Source organism: Stenotrophomonas sp. YJH_SMC_82 (genome assembly GCF_059368875.1).
In genome coordinates this window covers 720,420-739,044 of record NZ_JCAFSE010000001.1, presented here as the reverse complement: position 1 = coordinate 739,044, position 18,625 = coordinate 720,420, and the positions used below count along the sequence as shown (strand labels likewise).

Annotated in this window: 13 protein-coding genes; 6 read left to right on the top strand and 7 right to left on the bottom strand. The window is 67.7% G+C overall.

The window, feature by feature from the left end; genetic code table 11:
• The first annotated feature begins 73 nt into the window (after positions 1 to 73).
• The 3 genes from AC5P53_RS03345 to AC5P53_RS03335 all read left to right on the top strand — a co-directional run bounded on the left by AC5P53_RS03345 (position 74) and on the right by AC5P53_RS03335 (position 2,913).
• Positions 74 to 754, top strand: a complete 681-nt coding sequence (locus AC5P53_RS03345) for a TetR/AcrR family transcriptional regulator (RefSeq protein WP_053495622.1) — start codon at positions 74 to 76, stop codon at positions 752 to 754.
• Positions 755 to 890: 136 nt separating this feature from the next.
• A complete protein-coding gene (locus AC5P53_RS03340) occupies positions 891 to 1,538 on the top strand; it encodes a protein-L-isoaspartate O-methyltransferase family protein (RefSeq protein ID WP_014648346.1) in 648 nt (215 codons plus the stop codon).
• A 16-nt stretch (positions 1,539 to 1,554) separates the two neighbouring features.
• Complete coding sequence (locus tag AC5P53_RS03335; RefSeq protein ID WP_014648347.1) at positions 1,555 to 2,913, top strand: TolC family outer membrane protein; 1,359 nt, start codon at positions 1,555 to 1,557, stop codon at positions 2,911 to 2,913.
• Positions 2,914 to 3,013: 100 nt separating this feature from the next.
• Here AC5P53_RS03335 and AC5P53_RS03330 read toward each other — a convergent pair whose 3' ends face one another.
• The gene (locus AC5P53_RS03330) at positions 3,014 to 4,258 is read right to left on the bottom strand and encodes an amino acid transporter (protein ID WP_241887099.1); all 1,245 of its coding nucleotides are present in this window, start codon (positions 4,256 to 4,258) and stop codon (positions 3,014 to 3,016) included.
• Positions 4,259 to 4,481: 223 nt separating this feature from the next.
• Entirely contained in the window at positions 4,482 to 5,780 is a 1,299-nt protein-coding gene (waaA, locus tag AC5P53_RS03325) for a lipid IV(A) 3-deoxy-D-manno-octulosonic acid transferase (protein ID WP_014648349.1), read from the bottom strand.
• 60 nt (positions 5,781 to 5,840) lie between these two features.
• On the opposite strand from waaA, the gene AC5P53_RS03320 reads away from it, so the two are divergent.
• Positions 5,841 to 6,758 carry an LpxL/LpxP family Kdo(2)-lipid IV(A) lauroyl/palmitoleoyl acyltransferase gene (locus AC5P53_RS03320; protein ID WP_014648350.1) on the top strand — a complete coding sequence of 306 codons (918 nt, stop codon included), beginning with the start codon at positions 5,841 to 5,843 and terminating at the stop codon, positions 6,756 to 6,758.
• Between the two features lie 97 nt (positions 6,759 to 6,855).
• Here AC5P53_RS03320 and AC5P53_RS03315 read toward each other — a convergent pair whose 3' ends face one another.
• The 3 genes from AC5P53_RS03315 to AC5P53_RS03305 are packed head-to-tail and all read right to left on the bottom strand — an operon-like array spanning position 6,856 to position 9,496.
• The gene (locus AC5P53_RS03315) at positions 6,856 to 8,187 is read right to left on the bottom strand and encodes an O-antigen ligase family protein (RefSeq protein WP_241887100.1); all 1,332 of its coding nucleotides are present in this window, start codon (positions 8,185 to 8,187) and stop codon (positions 6,856 to 6,858) included.
• The gene (locus AC5P53_RS03310) at positions 8,168 to 9,283 is read right to left on the bottom strand and encodes a glycosyltransferase (protein WP_495227111.1); all 1,116 of its coding nucleotides are present in this window, start codon (positions 9,281 to 9,283) and stop codon (positions 8,168 to 8,170) included. The genes AC5P53_RS03315 and AC5P53_RS03310 overlap by 20 nt, the downstream gene beginning before the upstream one ends.
• Before the next feature lie 15 nt (positions 9,284 to 9,298).
• The gene (locus tag AC5P53_RS03305) at positions 9,299 to 9,496 is read right to left on the bottom strand and encodes a zinc-finger domain-containing protein (protein WP_005410967.1); all 198 of its coding nucleotides are present in this window, start codon (positions 9,494 to 9,496) and stop codon (positions 9,299 to 9,301) included.
• A 420-nt stretch (positions 9,497 to 9,916) separates the two neighbouring features.
• Here AC5P53_RS03305 and AC5P53_RS03300 point away from each other — a divergent pair, with 420 nt between their 5' ends.
• Both AC5P53_RS03300 and AC5P53_RS03295 read left to right on the top strand, forming a co-directional pair.
• A complete protein-coding gene (locus AC5P53_RS03300; protein ID WP_164077840.1) occupies positions 9,917 to 13,261 on the top strand; it encodes a GH92 family glycosyl hydrolase in 3,345 nt (1,114 codons plus the stop codon).
• Positions 13,258 to 14,001, top strand: a complete 744-nt coding sequence (locus AC5P53_RS03295; RefSeq protein WP_053495634.1) for a basic secretory protein-like protein — start codon at positions 13,258 to 13,260, stop codon at positions 13,999 to 14,001. The genes AC5P53_RS03300 and AC5P53_RS03295 overlap by 4 nt, the downstream gene beginning before the upstream one ends.
• A gap of 531 nt (positions 14,002 to 14,532) precedes the next feature.
• Here the strand turns inward: AC5P53_RS03295 and AC5P53_RS03290 are convergent.
• Together AC5P53_RS03290 and AC5P53_RS03285 are read right to left on the bottom strand one after the other, a co-directional pair.
• Positions 14,533 to 16,824: an NADP-dependent malic enzyme gene (locus AC5P53_RS03290; RefSeq protein WP_014648356.1), complete on the bottom strand. Its 2,292-nt coding sequence runs from the start codon at positions 16,822 to 16,824 to the stop codon at positions 14,533 to 14,535.
• Between the two features lie 230 nt (positions 16,825 to 17,054).
• Positions 17,055 to 18,398: a dicarboxylate/amino acid:cation symporter gene (locus tag AC5P53_RS03285; RefSeq protein WP_014648357.1), complete on the bottom strand. Its 1,344-nt coding sequence runs from the start codon at positions 18,396 to 18,398 to the stop codon at positions 17,055 to 17,057.
• Between the last annotated feature and the right edge of the window lie 227 nt (positions 18,399 to 18,625).

Genomic DNA, 18,625 nt, shown 5'->3' with positions numbered 1-18,625 from the left:
CGACTGCCGGCCCAATTTAATAAACCGGCCGGTATAGTATAAATATCGAACCGCTTGGTCTAGTATTGTCGTGATGAGTTCTCACACTTCCCGCAAGCCGTCGGCCAAGCCCGCTGCCAAGGCCGCCGGACCCGGGCGCCCCAAGGACCTCGGCAAGCGCGCGGCGATCCTTGAAGCAGCCAAGACACTGTTCATCGAACAGGGCTATACCGGCGTGAGCATGGACACCATCGCCGCTCAGGCCGGCGTCTCGAAACTGACTGTGTACAGCCACTTCGGCGACAAGGAGACCCTGTTCTCCGAGGCCGTGCAGTCGAAGTGCATTGAAATGCTGCCCGATGCCCTGTTCGTGGCCGACGCGGACGGCCCGCTGCGCGACCAGCTGATCGGCATCGGTCTGGCCTTCTTCGAACTGATCACGTCCGATGCGGCGATCTCGATCCAGCGCATGATGATGGCGCCGGAGACCGACGAACGCCTGCGCGAGCTGTTCTGGAAGGCAGGACCGGAACGTACCTGCGAGGCCCTGGCTGACTTCCTGCGGGCACGCGCCGAGCGCGGCGAGCTGGAAATCACCGACTATTCGCTGGCTGGCGAGCAGTTCCTGACCCTGGTCAAGGGTGAAGTGCACATGCATATGATGTGCGGCATGCCACTGTCACCGGTGGAATGCGACCCTCTTGCCCACGTGACTGCCAGCATCGACTTCTTCCTGCGCGCCTATGCGCCGCGAGGGGCCGGGACGGCTGAATAACCAAAACTGAACGAACCGGAGGTCGCGATGACTTCCGGCACTGCGACCCCGGCCACCCGGCAGCTGATGCTCTGGGCGCGCCGCCGGCCTCCGGCACCGGTAAAATGGCCGGCCCACTGCGCTGGATTTGAACCTCATGACGATTGATTACGCCCACGCCCGCGAACTGATGGTGGAACAGCAGATCCGTCCCTGGGACGTGCTGGACATCAAGGTGCTCGACGTCCTGGCCCGCCTGCCGCGCGAGGCTTTTGTCGCCGATGCACACCGGGCACTGGCCTACGCCGATGTCGAACTGCCGATCGGCCATGGCCAGAAGATGATGAAGCCGGTCATCGAGGGCCGTACCCTGCAGGCGCTGGACCTGCAGCCGGGTGACGAAGTGCTGGAAATCGGCACCGGCAGCGGCTTCCTGTCGGCCTGCATCGGCGCGCTGGCGCGCGACGTGCTGAGCCTGGAAATCGACCCGGAGCTGGCCGCCGCCGCGCGCGCCCGCCTGGACGCGTCCGGCCTGGGCACCAACGTCCGCGTGGAAGTGGCCGACGCCCTGTCCTGGCAGACCGAACGCCGCTTTGACGTGATCTGTGTCACTGGTGCGGTCGACGTGGTGCCGTCACAGTTCGCCTCGTGGCTGCGTCCTGGTGGTCGCCTGTTCGTGATCCACGGCCGCTCGCCGGCGATGGAGGCCCTGCTGGTCAAGGCCGACGGCAGCAGCGAGTCCCTGTTCGAGACCGATATCGATTACCTGCGTGGTGCCGCCCCGGCCCCCCAGTTCCACCTCTGAGTCCAAGGAAGCCGCAATGATCCGCCGATCCCTCGCTGTTGCGCTGGCCACTGCCCTGCTGCCGTTGTCCGCCCATGCCGCCGACCTGCTGCAGGTCTACGAAATGGCGCGCAATGGCGATCCGCAGCTGTCCGCCGCCGAATCGACCCGGCTGTATGACAAGGAAGGCGCCGTGCAGGCGCGCGCCGCCCTGCTGCCGCAGATCAACGGCCAGGCCCAGCTGAACCGCACGCGCAGTGAGCCGAACGCCGACGCCAACTCCGGCTCGTTCACCAACAAGCGCCGCACCTACACGATCGACGGCAGCCAGACGCTGTTCAACTGGACCCAGATCAACAACCTGCGTTCGCAGCGCGAGCTGAGCAAGGCGGCGGACTTCACCCTCGATTCGGCCAACGACAGCCTGATCGTGCGCACCTCGGCGGCCTACTTCAACGTGCTGGTGGCGATCGAATCGCTGAATGCCGCACAGACCAATGAAGCGGCCGCGAAGAAGCAGTTCGACTTCGCCGACAAGCGCCTGGAAGTGGGCCTGGCGCCGATCACCGACGTGCACGAAGCACGCGCCCAGTACGACCAGGCGCGTGCCAACACCATCGTTGCGCAGAACACCCTGGCCGATAACTACCAGGCCCTGACCGAACTGACCGGCCAGCCGGTGACCAACCTGCGTGGGCTGCCGGCCGACTTCCGCCCGGAAGTGCCGGCCAACCGTGGCAACATCGATGAGCTGGTGCAGCAGGCCACCACCCAGAATCCGGCGCTGAAGGCGCAGGAACTGAAGGTCAGCGCCGCCGAGGCTGGCGTGCAGGCCGCCCGTGGCGGCCATTACCCGACCCTGTCGCTGGGCGGCAGCTGGGGCAAGAGCGCGACCTGGGGTGACAGCACTGGTTCCGGTTCGCTGTCGCCGGACGCCCGCACCAACAGCATCGGCCTGACCCTGAGCGTGCCGATCTTCTCCGGTGGTGCCACCCAGTCCGGCGTACGCCAGGCGCTGGCCCAGCGTGACATCGCCCAGGACGGCTACGAGCAGCAGAAGCGCGCCCTGGACCGCAACACCCGCAATGCCTACCAGACCCTGGTACAGGGCATCAGCGAAGTGGAGGCCCGTCGCCTGGCCGTGGTCTCGGCACAGAGCGCGTACGACGCCTCGCAGGTCGGCCTGGAAGTCGGTACCCGTACCGTGCTGGACGTGATCCAGAACCAGCGCATCCTGTTCTCGGCGCAGCTGGACTACGCCCAGGCCCGCTACACCTTCCTGCAGAACCGCCTGCTGCTGAGCCAGTCGCTGGGTGCGCTGGACGTGGCAGAGCTGCAGGACGTCAACCGCCTGCTGACCCAGGACGCGGGCAATCCGGCAACGACCACGCACTGATCCGTCGCCCTGCCGGCAACAAAGAAGCCACCCGCAAGGGTGGCTTTTTTGCAGGCGGTGCATCCGCCCGCAGCTACCCGTTGCGTGGCCCCGCGAACCCTCAGCCCGGCCATGCCCGCAGGCGTTCCAACGCCGCAAAGACGCACAGCGCGGCCGCCAAGGGCGCCAGCATCGGCAGCACCAGTTCGCGACCGGTTGCGCCCTGCCTCATGTCATTCCGCCGCCGCAGCACCGCCAGGCACAGCGCCGCCATCACCAGCAGGGTTGCCGGACCCGGCAGCGCCGGCAGGGTGCCCAACGGCAGCCACAGCACCAGCATCACCGCCGGCAGTCCGACCGCCGCCACGATCACACCGCGGGAGCGTCCCACTGCATCACCCGCCCCTGGCCACAGCGATGTTGCCAGCCGCAAGGCCAGCATCAGCAGCACCAGCTGCAGGGCGGCCAGGCCCGTAGCCCCCGCCAGCGGCAACAACGGCAGCATCCACTCCAATTGCGGATGCATCTGCAGCGCCACCGACAGTGGCCGGGTACTGGCAAGCGCGGAAAACTCGACCAGCCCTGCCTGCAGTGCTGCCAGCACGATCAGCAGCAGCATCGCCAGCAACGAGACCAGCGCCAGCACTGCCGGTTGCCACGTCGCGCCCTGGCGGCGCAACGCAGGAAAGCCCAGTGCCAAGCCGACGCTGGCAAATACCCCCAGCAGCGGCACCGCAGCCGCCAGCACCCCGCCCAGCCCGAAGCGATACGGCGCGGTCGCCGGTGGCAGCCAGGGGATCCAGTGCGCGTAATGCACATGACGTGCCGCCAGCGCCAGCAGCAACACCCCCGCACCGATCTTCACCGTCAACAGGGCGCAGGCCACCAGCACCACACGCCGTGGCGGCAGCAATGCCAGCGCGCCCAGCATCAGCAGGCCCACCGCCGCCGTGACCTGTTCCGGCAGCCAGTCGCAGGGCTGGAGGCCTTCGGCGGCCAGCACCGTGTGCAGATGGAGGGCCATGGACTGCGCCACGCCCGCCGTGGTCGCCACCAGCTCCAGCAGCAGGGCCATGCCCAACACGCCCGCCACCCGCGGCCCCCAGCTGGCAGCCAGCAGCCCGTGCAGGCCCTCGCCCGCCGGCAACCGCAGCACCAGATCCTGCAGGCAGCACAGCACCAGGCCGGCCCCCAGTGCAGCCAGCAACAGGCTCAGCACGATGGCGGGGCCTGCCTGTGCCGCCGTGTGCTGGCCCACCAGTGCGATCACGCTACCGCCCACCAACAGTGTCAACGCCACCACCGCCAGATGGTCCGTCCCCAGTCCGGCCCCACCCGTGCCGTCCCCGCCCCTGTCGCCGTCCATCGCAAGTTCCCTTGATATCCGCCCAAGCGCGGTCGACAGCAGGCTGGCAGCCTGCGTCGTCCTGCGGAATCAGAATCGGTGGAATGTGCGCAACGATGTGATGGCAGGCACGCTGCCAGCGGCAGGGTCGGTCCAGCAACGACAGAAAAATCGTCGCTAAGCAGAATTGATGAAGTTGATCACGACAATGCTCGTCAGCGCCGCTGACTCCGCGCTGCCGCGATCACTCGCGCGGTGGTGGCAGGTGCGGCGCCACCAGGGCAAGCGTGCGTTGCAGCGCGCCGCGGCCATTGCTGACCAGCGTGCATCCCGCCCGCGCCATGTCTTCGCGGGCCTGGGCATCGTCGAGCAGGTGCTGCAGCAGATCGCCCACCGCCTGCGCGTCCTCGCCGATCAGCAGCGCTCCGGCCTCGCGCATGCGCCGGGAAATTTCCGCGAAGTTGTGCAGGTGCGGGCCGGTCACCGCCGCCGTTCCCATCGCGGCCGGCTCCAGCAGGTTGTGACCACCGATGGCCTGCAGGCTGCCGCCGACGAAGGCGACCTGGGCGCAGGCATAGAACGGCATCAGCTCGCCAAGGGTGTCGATGACGAACACGTCGGTGGCCGCGTGTGGCCACTGGTCCACGCGGCGGGTCGCCACGCTCCAGCCCTGTTCGCGCGCCAGCGCTTCCACCTTCGGGAAACGCTCGGGATGTCGCGGTGCCCACAGCAGCAGCAGCTCCGGATGCCGCTGGCGCAGGCGCCGGTGCAGGTCGATCACCGCCTGCTCCTCGCCATCATGGGTACTGGCGGCGATCCATACCGGACGAGCGGCCGGTACCCGCGCGTGGAACTGTTCGACGAAACCCTGCACATCCGGCGTGGCGATGTCGAATTTCAGGTTGCCCAGCGCCTGCACCTGGCCGGGATCCGCCCCCAGCTGCACGAAGCGCTCGGCATCGTCCTGCGACTGCGCGGCCACGCAGGTGACGGTGCGCAGCGCGCGGCGGATCAGTGCCGCCAGCAACCGGTAGCCGCGCAGCGAACGCGCCGACAACCGGGCGTTGAGGATGTACACCGGAATGCCGCGGTCACGGCAGCCGAACAGCATGTTCGGCCACAGCTCGGTTTCCAGGATCAGCGCCAGGCTGGGCTGGAAATGGCCGAGGAAACGGTTGACGCTGCCCGGCACGTCATACGGCAGGTAGACATGGTCCAGGGCGTCGCCCCACAGCGCGCGTACGCGCTCGGAGCCGGTCGGGGTGATGGTGGTGATCACCCAGCGGATGTCCGGGCGCTGCTGGCGCAGGGCATTGACCAGCGGCGCGGCGGCATTGACCTCGCCCACCGAGACCGCGTGCAGCCAGACCCGCGGCTGCCCGGTCGGCTGCGGATAGGAGGCATAGCGTTCATCCCAGCGCCGGAAGTATTCACGAACCCGGAAACCGCGCCAGACCAGGTGGTACACGGTGATCGGCAGCAGGATGTAGAGCACGACCGAATACAGGCCGCGCAGGATCCATTCGACAGGGTCTTTGCGCATGCGGCAAGGATACGGGAGCCCCCGGGGAAAGACACGCGGCCGCCTTGGTAGAATGGCCCCATGTCAGATGCCTCCACCGCCGTCCGCCCATCGCTGCGCGATCCGCGCAACTGGCCGATGTTCGCCGCCATGTTCGGCGCCTTCGCCATCGCCCGCCTGCCGTGGATGCTGCAGCGCGCGCTGGGCCGGGGCGTCGGCTGGATCACCTGGCGCCTGCTCGGCAGCCGCCGCCGCGCCGCCGAAGTCAACCTGCAGCTGTGCTTCCCCGAGAAGGACGAAGCCTGGCGCCAGCGCCTGGTGCGCGACAGTTTCGATGCGCTGGGCGTGGGCGTGTTCGAGTGCATCCGCGCCTGGTGGGGCAGCATCGACCGCATCCGCCCGCAGGTACGGATCGAAGGCCTGGAACACCTGCGGCAGATGGAGGCTGAAGGCCGCGGCGTGCTGCTGGTCTCAGGCCACTTCATGACCCTGGAAATGTGCGGACGCCTGCTGTGCGACTACGTCGACCTGTCCGGCATGTACCGCAAGCACAAGAACCCGGTGTACGAGTGGGCGGTGAAGTTCGGCCGCCTGCGCTATGCCAAGGCGATGTTCGCCAACGAGGACATCCGCGCGACCGTGCGCCACCTGAAGAAGGGCGGCTTCCTCTGGTACGCGCCGGACCAGGACATGCGTGGCAAGGACACCGTGTTCGTGCCGTTCTTCGGCCACACCGCTTCGACCATCACCGCCACCCACCAGCTGGCAAGGATGACCGGTTGTGCAGTGATCCCGTACTTCCACCGCCGCGAAGGCGGGAAGTACGTGCTGAAGATCGGCGCACCGCTGGAGAATTTCCCCAGTGAGGACGTGGAAGCCGATACCACGCGGGTCAACCAGGCCATCGAAGAGATGGTGCGCGAAGCCCCCGACCAGTACCTGTGGATCCACCGCCGCTTCAAGCGCCAGCCCGGCGGCCGGAGTGATTTCTACAAATAACCGGATGCGGTGGAAGGGCCGGCGTCCTCGTGGCGCCAACCTTGGTTGGCGCCGGATGAACCGAGGCCGGTCCCGGGGAGCCCACCAAGGTTGGCAACTACTGCATCGGCGGAGATTCGTCCGATTCGCGGGCCAGCAGACTGCCGGCGAACAGGGCCGCCAGCAGCACGGTCAGGCCGCCCCAGAACGCAGAATAGAACGCCAGGTGCGTATTGAGCGGGAACACGGTAACCGCCAGCGCCAGCATCGCCGGGCGGGCGCGGTCACGCGCCGCCGGCGGTGCATAGCGCCAGGCCCGCCAGGCCTGCGCCACCGCCGCCAGCCACAGCAGCAGGCCCAGCACGCCGGTCTCGGCCAGGATTTCCAGCACGATCTGGTGGGCGTGCAATGCCGGTTGATTGCCCCACACGGCGGGGCCCTCGTCTGACACGCAGGCCGGATACGCATCACGGAAGCCGCGCGCACCGACACCGTTGACCGGATGTTCCTCGATCATGCACACCGCCGCCGTCCAGATGCGCGCGCGCCCCGAAAGCGCCTCGTCAACGCCCTGCCCGTCTTCGTTCCATGCCTGTGCCGTGCGCGCAACACGCTCGCGCAGCTGCGGCACGCCCGCTGTCAGTGCGGCCGTACCCAGCGCTGCCACAAGGGCCAGCAGCAGCAGCCGCTTCCAGCCGAACTGGCGCAGGCCGCTGTAGCCCAGCACCAGCACAAAGGTGATCCACGAGGCGCGCGAACCGGCCAGCAGCAGCACGCCTCCCAGTGCGGCGGCGGCCAGCAACCACCCCGCACTGCCGAAACGCCGCGCCATCGGCAGCAGCAGGAAGGGTGACAGGCTGGCCAGCACCTGGCCAAATTTCAGGTTGCAGGGCCCGAGCGCGCCACTGAGGCGGTCGGCCAGTGCGGCTTCGTCGGCCGGGCACAGCGCGTGGCCACTTACGGCCAGCTTCAGGTGATCCAGCGACCAGAACCATGGGCTGGTGCCGGCCAGCGCCTGTACCAACGCGTCCAGCGTCCACGCGCCGGTGATCAGCGCCAGGCCACCGAAGGTCAGCCGCCGCCGTTCCGGCGTGGCTACCGCGATCGCCACCAGCCACATGAAGGGCAGGTAGCGCAGTCCGGCGGCAGCCTTGGTCCACGAGGCCGCCGGATCGATCGCATCGATGGCCGAGAACGCCTGTGGCAGCCAGTAGCCGAGGAACAGGATCGAGGTCAGGGCCCACGCCGCCGTGCTCAACAGGTGCGGGCGGCGCTGCAGCCGGCGCATGACCATGCGCACGGCAGCATAGAGCGCGCCAAGGCCGAGCACGGTTTCGGCGATGCCTGGCAACGGCCACATCGCCACGTACGCCAGCACCCACCAGGGTGCCCAGCGCCCAGCGCGGTCGTCGCGCACGATGGCAGCGGGGTCAGCCGGCGAGATCGGCATAGAGGCGGAGGGTATCGCGCCGCATGGCCTGCAGGGTAAACGGGATGCGGGTCGGCAAGGATGGCGGCTGCGCCAGCAGGGCCAGCGCACGTTCACCCAACGCGCGCGCGTCGCCGAGCGGCACCGCGCCGCCGGGCTGCAGCTGCTGCAGCAGTTCGCCGACGCCACCGTGGTCCCAGCCCAGCACCGGGCGGCCGACCGACAGCGCCTCGACCACGGTGCGGCCAAAGGCTTCCGGCTTGTCCGACAGCTGCAGCACCAGATCGCTGGCGGCGTAGGCCAGGGCGATGCGTGCGGTAGGCGTGCTGATCTGTACGGCCTCGGCCACGCCCAGTGCCGCAGCCTGGCGGCGCAGATCGGCCACGTAGGCCTCACGCCCGGGTTCCTCGGTACCCAGCATCCACAGCTGCGCAGGCACGCCGGCGGCACGCACGTCGGCCAGCAGCTGCAGCGCGTGGGCGTGGCCCTTCAGCCGGGTACCGCGCCCGGGCAACAGCAGCAGCGGGCCATCAACCTGCGCCAGCCAGGGATAATCGGCGGCCAGGGCCAGCCGCGGGCGACGGTCGGCACGTGCTACGCGTGGGAACTGGCCGACATCGACACCGCGGGGAATGACCTGCAGTTTTTCTTCCGGCACCGTCGGGTAGTGGCGTTGCACGAAGGCGCGCACGGTATTGGACACGCAGATCACGCGTTCGCCACTGGTCATCACCGCACTGTAGCGGCTGGGCGAATTCAACCCGTGCACGGTGGTCACCCAGTGCGGGCGCTGTGCGGCGGGCATGGCGCGGATCGCGTACAGGCCCAGCCAGGCCGGCAGCCGCGAACGGGCGTGCACGATGTCCGCACCGACCTCGGCAAACAGGCGGCGCAGGGTCGGCAGATGGCGCAGGGTCAGCAGCGACTTGCGGCCGATGTCCAGGGTGAGGTGCTCGGCACCGCTGTCCAGCAGCGGCTGCACCAGGCGGCCACCGGCGGACACCACCAGTGCACGATGGCCGGCCGCGACCAGGGCAGCAGCGATTTCCAGGGTCGAGCGCTCGACACCGCCGGAGTGCAGCGCCGGCAGCAACTGCACCACGGTCAATCGGCGCATCGAAGGGGCCGCCGTTTAGTCGGCCAGCACGAACACGGAACCGCAGTACGGGCACTGCGCTTCACCGTTGGGCTCGTCTTCGATCGGCAGGTACACGCGCGGATGCGAGTTCCACAGCGCCATTTCCGGGGTCGGGCAGCTCAACGGCAGATCGCTGCGGTGCACGGTGTAGCGCTTCTCGGCGTTGGCGGGCGCGGTGGCGGTATGGCTCATGGCGGATGTCGGTGAACGGGTTGCGAGGCCTGTGATTCTAGCATCTGGGCCGCACCGACATTGCGCCACAACGGGCCTTTGCGCGCTCCCGCCGATGCCTCGCATCTCCCCGCCGCACGCCGGGCGGCGGCGGCGCCGGGGATTTCGCGGTCGTTCCGGCAGGTTCGCTCGCCAGAATCGACTCCAGCGATATTTCCCGCATTTGGATCGAACTAAATGGCACTTGCCAGCGCGCGACGGCTGTTGCAGGATCGGGCCAGGTCGCACCCCGACCCACCCAATCCAACCCGATCGCATGGCCCGCCCCCACCGGACCGGCATCGCCTCTTCCACTGCCAGCCTGGCGGGCGGAGCGATGCTGTCCGTGGTGTCCGCCGATGCGGGTTCTGCCCGCCGCCAGCCCTTCCGGGAGACCCTTGCATGACCCTGTCCGATCCGCGCCGCGCCCTGCTTCCACTCGCCCTGGCCCTGGCCTGTGCGACCACTGCGATGCCGGTGCTGGCACAGGGGCTGCAGACCTCGTTCGAGCCCGGCGAACCTGCCCCGACGCAGGCCGCGGGTGCACTTCAGGTCACGATCGGCAACGGCCCTGCGGCGCCTTACGCGGCCAAGCGCAACGCCGGCTACAGCGGCCTGCATGCACTGCGCTACAGCAGCGAAGGCGGCAGCGCGCGGCGCGAACTGTTCAAGGCCGACCTGCCCATCGAGGCCGATACCACGCTGTCGTGGCTGGTGCTGCCGGAGATCGTCGGCAAGGACACCGTCGCTTCGACCTATGTCTCGCTGGACCTGCTGCTGGACGATGGCAGCCGCGTGTCGGCCGGTGCGGCGCGCGACCAGCATGGGGTGGCGATCGGCGCACGCGCGCAGGGCGAATCGAAGACGCTGTACCCGCAACAGTGGGCGCGCAAGGCAGTGCGGCTGGGCGACGTACCCACGCTGAAGGGCCGCCGCGTAGTGGCGATCGAGCTGGAGGTGGCCAGTGCCGAGGGCGCGCCGGTCTCTGGCTGGATTGATGACGTGCGCCTGGACGCACAGCCGCGGCAGCAGCCACAGCGCGTCTCCGACTGGGTGCTGACCACCCGCGGCACCCAAGCCAACGGCACCTTCTCGCGCGGCAACAATTTCCCGGCCACGGCGGTGCCGCACGGCTTCAACTTCTGGACCCCGGTGACCGATGCCGGCGCACTGAACTGGCTGTACCGCTGGAACGAACAGAACGACGCACAGAACCGCCCGCAGCTGCAGGCGCTTGCGCTGAGCCACCAGCCCAGCCCGTGGATGGGTGACCGCCAGACCTTCCAGGTGATGCCCTCGGCCAGCCGTGGCGTGCCCGAGGCCGACCGCCGCAAGCGCGCGCTGTCGTTCGATCGCCGCCATGAAAGCGCGCGCCCCTACCGCTACGACGTGCGCTTCGACAACGGCATCGCTGCCGCCATCGCGCCGACCGATCATGCCGCGTTGTTCCGCTTCGACTTCCCCGAAGGCGGTGACGCCAACCTGCTGTTCGACAACGTCGATGCACGTGGTGGCCTGACTCTGGATGCCGCCACACAGACGCTGTCGGGCTACACCGATACGCGCAGCGGCCTCTCCAACGGCGCCAGCCGCATGTACGTGGTGGCCAGCTTCGACAAGCCCTGGCGCAGCAGCGGCCGCCTCGACACCGGGCGCCCGACCGGCTACATCAAGTTCGATGCCGGCAGCGAGCGGCGGGTGACGATGCGCATCGCCACCTCGCTGATCTCGGTGGAGCAGGCGCGGCACAACCTCGCACTGGAAATCGCCGCCGCCGATACGCTGGAGAGCGTGGCCGGCCGCGCACAGGACGCGTGGGACGCGCGCCTGGCCCGCTTCGACATCGGCGATGCCAGCGACGACCAGAAGACCACGCTGTACTCCAGCCTGTACCGGCTGTACCTGTACCCGAATTCCGGCCACGAGAACGTGGGCAGCGCCGCCGCACCGGAGTGGCGCTACGCCAACCAGGCCAGCGCCAGCGATGACAACACCGAAGGCAGCGCGACCCGCAGTTACGCCGGCGTGCGCGATGGCAAGGTGTTCGTCAACAACGGCTTCTGGGACACCTTCCGCACCACCTGGCCGGCCTATGCACTGTTCACGCCCGACGATGCCGGCCAGCTAGTGCAGGGCTTCATCGAGCAGTACCGCGCCGGCGGCTGGATCGCACGCTGGTCGTCGCCGGGCTATGCGGACCTGATGGTCGGTACCAGCTCGGACGTGGCCTTCGCCGATGCGTGGCTGAAGGGCATCGGCGGTTTCGATCCGGCCGAGGCCTACGCCGCCGCGCTGAAGAACGCGACCGTGGTCCCGCCCGACCGCCATGTCGGCCGCAAGGGCATGGACCGTTCGACCTTCCGTGGCTACGCCAGCGCGGACGTGCATGAAGGCATGTCGTGGACGATGGAAGGCGCACTCAATGATTTCGGCATCGCCAACATGGCCGACGCGCTGGCCAAGCGTGCGACCACGCCGGCCGCACGCGAGCGCTACAGCACCGAGGCCGACTACTTCCGCTATCGCGCCGCCAGCTACACGACGATGTTCGATCCGGCCGCCGGCTTCTTCCAGGGCCGCACTGCCGATGGCCAGTGGCGCGTGGACGCGAAGGACTACGACCCGCGCGTGTGGGGCCACGACTACACCGAGTCCAATGGCTGGACCTTCGCCTTCACCGCTGCCCACGATGGCGAAGGCCTGGCCGCGCTGTACGGTGGCCGCGACAAGCTGGCGGCGAAACTGGATGCCTTCTTCGCCACGCCGGAAACCGCAGACCCGGCACTGGCCGGTTCCTACGGCGGCACCATCCACGAGATGACCGAGGCGCGCGACGTGCGCATGGGCATGTACGCGCACAGCAACCAGCCGGCGCACCACATCCCGTGGATGTACCTGTACGCCGGGCAGCCGTGGAAGACCCAGCAGCACGTGCGCGAGATCCTGTCGCGGCTGTACGTCGGCAGCGAGATCGGCCAGGGCTATCCGGGCGACGAGGACAATGGCGAGACCTCGGCGTGGTACGTGCTGGCCTCGCTGGGCCTGTACCCGCTGCGCATGGGCGCCCCGGAGTATGTGATCGGTTCGCCGGCCTTCCGCCACGCGCGGGTGGAACTGCAGGGCGGCGCGGTGCTGACCGTGAACGCGGCCAACAATTCGCGAGAGAACGTCTACGTGCAGTCGCTGAAGATCAACGGCACGCCCTGGACGAAGACCTGGGTGCCGCACGAGCTGATCGCCAGGGGCGCGACGCTGGACTTCGTGATGGGCCCGCAGCCGTCGCGCTGGGGCAGCGGCGTGGATGACGTGCCGCGCTCGCTGACCGCCCGTGGCCAGCGCCCGCAGCTGCTGCACGACCTGCTCGGCAGCGGCGCGAAGGCAACACTGGCCGATGGCCGCGCCCTGCCGGCGCTGGTCGATGACGATGCGGCCACCACCGTCGGCCTGGGTGGCGGCGCGACCATCGCACTGACCGGCCTGAGCAATGGCACGCCGACGATGTATACGCTGACCAGCGGTGACGGCCGCATCCAGGGCGGCGAATGGACGCTGGAAGCGCGCAATGGCAACGGCCACTGGACCGTGCTCGACCAGCGCAGCGGCGAAGCCTTCGAGTCTGCCCGCCAGACCCGTCCGTTCCGCATCGCCAGACCCGGTCGTTACAGCGAGTACCGGCTGCGCCTGGCCGCGCCGGGCCGGCTGCCGCTGGCGGAGATCGAACTGTTGGCGCCCAGCGCCGTACAATGAGCCCTATGCGCTACCGTCTGTTGCCTCTGGCCCTTGTTGCCCTTTCCTTCTCCAGCTTCGGCCAGACCCAGGCCTTTGATGCGCAGCTGACCCGCGACGGCGTGACGCTGAACTACCAGGACGCCCGTGGCGCCCTGGCCGCGCCGCAGCGCAAGCGGGTGATCGATACGTTCTACTTCGCCTACCTGCGCGAACGTGCGGACTTCCACCCGGCCGCGCCATCGATGGTGCGCATCGTGATCGATCCGGCCTACAGCGGGATCGCCTTCGTCGGTGACAAGGACCAGGCGGCAACGATCACCATCAATCCGGGTTGGCTGGCGCAGCACCCCAACGACATCGACCTGGTCACCCATGAGGCCATGCACATCGTGCAGGGCTATCCGGGCCATGGCGACGCACGGGTGCCGGGTTGGCTGGTGGAGGGCATCGCCGACTACGCACGCGACCGCTACGGCATGGACAATGCCGCCGCGGGCTGGTCGCTGCCGGGCAAGGTCGAGAAGGGTCAGAACTTCGACAGCGGCTACCGGGTCACCGGTGCGTTCCTGAAATGGGCCGACGCCGAACACCCGGGCCTGGTGCTGGCACTGGACACGGCCCTGCGCGATGGCCGCTATGCACCGGCGCTGTGGCAGAAGCACACCGGCAAGGCACTGCCCGCACTGTGGGCCCAGTACGCCAAGCCGCGGTCGGATGCACCGCCGCCGGCCCCTGCACGCCGCGGCAAGCGGCGCTGACTGGCTGGTCAACTGGGAATTGGGGCGACTGGGTAGAGTCGACTGTTAGTCGACTGACTTTCGTACAGCCCCCGAAAACCCCGCGCTTCGCGCGATAGTCGACCAACGGTCGACTCTACCTCGCTGCTTTCTACGCCTCAGCGCGACTGCACGAAACCGGCGTACAGCGCGAACAGCTGCTGGAAATATCGCCGCGTGACTCGATTACGCATGACACCCTCGCCCATGAAAGTTGGTCGGGCCCAGGGTGGGAAGGCCGGTCCGGTACCTTCCCACGGCCGGGCCGCGTGGGCGTATTGGGCCGCAACGGCGTTGCAGGGAAATGACCGGGCGGCGTAGCGCGTGTGGCAGGTTCTGCGGCCGTTGCGGCAAATGAAAACACCGGGCAATGCCCGGTGTTTTCACCTGCGCCGACGTCCAGCCGCGCCAGCGCCATCATTCTCCCGACCAGGAGCCCCTTCTTGTTGAAGGGGCGCGCCGAAGGCGGGGGTAGAGGAAGAATGCGTGGGCAGCGGAAGTGGGAAAGAAGGCTTATGCCTTCTTTTCCGCTTCCAGCTGCTTGCGGATCTGCGCATCGACCGCCGCGATCGCGGTCATGTTCAGGATCCGGCGCGAAGTGGCGCTGGTGGTCAGGATATGCACCGGCTTGTTCACGCCCATCAGGATCGGGCCGATCGCCACGCCATCGGTGAACACGCGCACCAGGTTGTAGGCGATGTTGGCCGCTTCCAGGTTCGGCAGCACGAACAGGTTGGCGCGGCCCTGCAGGGTCGAGCCCGGCAGCAGCTTCTGGCGCAGCGCTTCATCCCATGCGGTGTCGCCTTGCATTTCGCCGTCCACGTTCAGGCGCGGGTTGCGCTTGAGCAGCAGCTCGCGCACCTGGCGCATCTTCAGCGCGTCCTTCGAATCGTGGCTGCCGAAGTTGGAGTGCGACAGCAGCGCGACCTTCGGCTCGATGCCGAACAACTTCATGCGGTAGGCCGCCTGCAGGGTCGCTTCGCACAGCTGCTCGGCGGTCGGGTCTTCCTGCACGTGGGTATCGACGAAGAAGAACACGCCCTGCTGGTTGATCACGCCGGTCATCGCCGAGGTCGAGGTGACCTTCGGCTCCAGCGGCAGCACGCTGCGCACGTAGCCCAGCTTCTTGTGGAAGCGGCCGACGATGCCGGTCAGCATCGCATCGGCTTCGCCACGCGCCACCATCACTGCTGCGATCAGGGTCGGGCGCGAACGCATCAGGTTCTTCGCCGCGGCCACGGTCACGCCACGACGGCCGGTCAGGCCATGGTAGTACTGCCAGTATTCGTTGAAGCGCGGGTCATCGTTGATGTTGGTGACTTCAACGTTCTCGCCGATCTTCAGGCGCAGGCCGAGGCGTTCGATGCGCGACTCGATCACTTCCGGGCGGCCGATCAGGATCGGGTGCGCCAGGCCGTCATCGACCACGTTCTGCACCGCCTGCAGCACCACTTCCTCTTCGCCTTCGGCGTACACCACGCGCTGCTTGTCGCTGCGCGCGCGGTCGTAGACCGGCTTCATCATCAGGCTGGTGCGGTAGACGAACTGGGCCAGCTTGTCGCGGTAGGCGCCCATGTCGTCGATCGGGCGCGAGGCCACGCCCGAATCCATTGCGGCCTGGGCCACGGCGGCCGACAGCTCCACCAGCAGGCGACGGTCGAACGGACGCGGGATCAGGTATTCACGGCCGAAGCTCGGGGTGTCACCGCCATAGGCCGAGCCCATGTCGGTGGCGGCGCGGCGGGCCAGTGCAGCGATGGCACGCACGCAGGCGATCTTCATTTCCTCGTTGATCGCGGTGGCGCCCACGTCCAGCGCACCACGGAACAGGTACGGGAAGCACAGCACGTTGTTGACCTGGTTCGGGTAGTCCGAACGGCCGGTGCCGATGATCGCGTCCGGACGGGCGGCGCGCGCCAGTTCCGGCATGATTTCCGGGGTCGGGTTGGCCAGTGCGAAGATCACCGGATCCGGCGCCATGGTCTTGACCATGTCGGCGGTCAGGATGCCCGGCGCCGACAGGCCCAGGAAGATGTCCGCGCCGTCGACGATCTCGGCCAGGGTGCGCTTGTCGGTGTCGCGCGCATAGCGCTGCTTTTCCGGATCCAGGTCGGTACGACCGGTGTGGATCACGCCCTCGCGGTCGAAGGCCAGGATGTTTTCCGGCTTCAGGCCCAGCTGCACCAGCATGTTCACGCAGGAAATGCCGGCCGCGCCCATGCCCGTGGTCGCCAGCTTCACGTCCTCGATCTTCTTGCCGGTGATCGCCATGGCGTTGAGCACCGCCGCGCCGACGATGATCGCCGTGCCGTGCTGGTCGTCATGGAACACCGGGATCTTCATGCGCTCGCGCAGCTTGCGCTCGACCACGAAGCATTCCGGCGCCTTGATGTCTTCCAGGTTGATGCCGCCGAAGGTCGGTTCCAGCGAGGCGATGATGTCGACCAGCTTGTCCGGGTCGGTCTCGTCGACTTCGATGTCGAACACATCGATGCCGGCGAACTTCTGGAACAGCACGCCCTTGCCTTCCATCACCGGCTTGCCGGCCAGCGCGCCGATGTTGCCCAGGCCCAGCACCGCGGTGCCGTTGGAGATCACCGCCACCAGGTTGCCGCGGGCAGTCAGCTCGCTGGCCTGCTGCGGGTCGGCCTTGATCGCTTCACAGGCGTACGCCACGCCCGGCGAATACGCCAGCGACAGGTCGCGCTGGGTCAGCATGGGCTTGGTAGCGGAAACCTTGATCTTTCCCGGCGGGGACATCCGGTGGTAATCGAGGGCGGCCTGTTTGAAATCTTCGTTGGACATCGATGTGGGTTACATGAATGGGCAGAAGGGACAGGGGATGATACCCCCGTTGGAGCGTCTGGACCTGTCGCTATCCTGTCGCAAGCATGCTGCGACCGCACAATTCCGTGCCGTATGCGACGGTACCGGGATGTCAGCTTCGGCGTTGCCCATGACAGCCATGGGACGCCCTGAAACGCCGCGGGGCCGTACCACTGTCGTGACCGGCCCCGCGGTACCACACACCTGGATCAGCCCTTGGCCGGCAGTGCCTCGGGCAGCGCATCGACCGGCGGCGGCAGTTCGCTTTCGCGGCCATCCAGCGCCAGCTTCAGGCGGTTGCGGTCCAGCGCGCCTTCCCAGCGCGAGACCACCACGGTGGCCACGGCATTGCCGATGAAGTTGGTCAGCGAGCGGCATTCGCTCATGAAGCGGTCCACGCCCAGGATCAGCGCCATGCCGGCAACCGGCACTTCCGGCACGACGGCCAGGGTGGCGGCCAGGGTGATGAAGCCCGCGCCGGTGACGCCGGCCGCGCCCTTGGAGCTGAGCATGGCGACCAGCAGCAGGGCGATCTGGTGGCCCAGGGTCAGTTCGGTGTTGGTGGCCTGGGCGATGAACAGCGCCGCCAGGGTCATGTAGATGTTGGTGCCGTCCAGGTTGAACGAGTAGCCGGTCGGGACCACCAGGCCCACCACCGACTTGCTGCAGCCGGCGCGTTCCATCTTCTCCATCAGCGACGGCAGCGCCGACTCCGACGACGAGGTGCCGAGCACCAGCAGCAGTTCGGCCTTCAGGTAGCGCGCCAGCTTGAACACCGAGAAGCCGCACAGGCGGCAGACCACGCCGAGGATCACCGCCACGAACAGGAAGGCGGTGAGGTAGAACGAGCCCACCAGCCAGGCCAGGTTGATCAGCGAGCCGACGCCGTACTTGCCGATGGTGAAGGCGATCGCACCGAAGGCGCCGATCGGGGCGGCCTTCATCAGGATGTGCACCAGCTTGAACACCGGAGCGACCAGCGCCTCCAGGAAGTTCAGCACCGGCTTGCCCTTCTCGCCCACCATCGCCAGCGCGATGCCGAACAGCACGGCCACGAACAGCACCTGCAGGATGTTGCCGTCGACGAAGGCGCTGAGCAGCGTCTTCGGGATGATGTCCATCAGGAAGCCGACCAGGGTCAGGTCGTGCGACTTCTCGACGTAGCTGTGCACCGCGGTCTGGTCCAGCTCGGCCGGGTTGATGTTCATGCCGGCGCCGGGCTGCACCACGTGCGCCACGATCATGCCGACGATCAGCGCCAGCGTGGAGAAGAACAGGAAGTACGCCATCGCCTTGGCAAAGACCCGGCCCACCGTACGCAGGTGGGTCATGCTGGCGATGCCGGTGACGATGGTGAGGAAGATCACCGGCGCGATGATCATCTTCACCAGGTTGATGAACGCATCACCGAGCGGCTTCATCTTCTCGCCGATCAACGGCTCGTAATGGCCGAGGATGGCGCCCAGGACGATCGCCACGATCACCTGGAAGTACAGCTGGCGATAGATCGGCAACGGCTTTGCAGGCACCGGTGCTGCGGTCGGGATGTGCATGGCGGACTCCGGAAGGGGCGTTTTCAGGCACGTACGGCCCCGGAGCTGCACGGGAACCGTTACCGTGGAAACTGATCGCAGGCCCTGTGCAGCACGCACAGGAGGTGCGACCAATGGACGCCTTTGTACGCGCCAGGCACGCCAGCGCAGATAACCTATTGGTACTAGCCTCCCGGTTCAGGTGGCACAGGTGCCTACACTGGCGCCGCACCGCCCGATCCTGGGGA

Coding starts and splice junctions, on each gene's coding strand:
- AC5P53_RS03315 (WP_241887100.1), bottom strand. CDS start 8,187: ATGCCGATCTCGCCGGCTGACCCCGCTGCCATCGTGCGCGACGACCGC.
- AC5P53_RS03310 (WP_495227111.1), bottom strand. CDS start 9,283: ATGCGCCGATTGACCGTGGTGCAGTTGCTGCCGGCGCTGCACTCCGGC.
- AC5P53_RS03345 (WP_053495622.1), top strand. CDS start 74: ATGAGTTCTCACACTTCCCGCAAGCCGTCGGCCAAGCCCGCTGCCAAG.
- AC5P53_RS03300 (WP_164077840.1), top strand. CDS start 9,917: ATGACCCTGTCCGATCCGCGCCGCGCCCTGCTTCCACTCGCCCTGGCC.
- AC5P53_RS03290 (WP_014648356.1), bottom strand. CDS start 16,824: ATGTCCAACGAAGATTTCAAACAGGCCGCCCTCGATTACCACCGGATG.
- waaA (WP_014648349.1), bottom strand. CDS start 5,780: ATGCGCAAAGACCCTGTCGAATGGATCCTGCGCGGCCTGTATTCGGTC.
- AC5P53_RS03335 (WP_014648347.1), top strand. CDS start 1,555: ATGATCCGCCGATCCCTCGCTGTTGCGCTGGCCACTGCCCTGCTGCCG.
- AC5P53_RS03305 (WP_005410967.1), bottom strand. CDS start 9,496: ATGAGCCATACCGCCACCGCGCCCGCCAACGCCGAGAAGCGCTACACC.
- AC5P53_RS03285 (WP_014648357.1), bottom strand. CDS start 18,398: ATGCACATCCCGACCGCAGCACCGGTGCCTGCAAAGCCGTTGCCGATC.
- AC5P53_RS03295 (WP_053495634.1), top strand. CDS start 13,258: ATGAGCCCTATGCGCTACCGTCTGTTGCCTCTGGCCCTTGTTGCCCTT.
- AC5P53_RS03320 (WP_014648350.1), top strand. CDS start 5,841: ATGTCAGATGCCTCCACCGCCGTCCGCCCATCGCTGCGCGATCCGCGC.
- AC5P53_RS03330 (WP_241887099.1), bottom strand. CDS start 4,258: ATGGACGGCGACAGGGGCGGGGACGGCACGGGTGGGGCCGGACTGGGG.
- AC5P53_RS03340 (WP_014648346.1), top strand. CDS start 891: ATGACGATTGATTACGCCCACGCCCGCGAACTGATGGTGGAACAGCAG.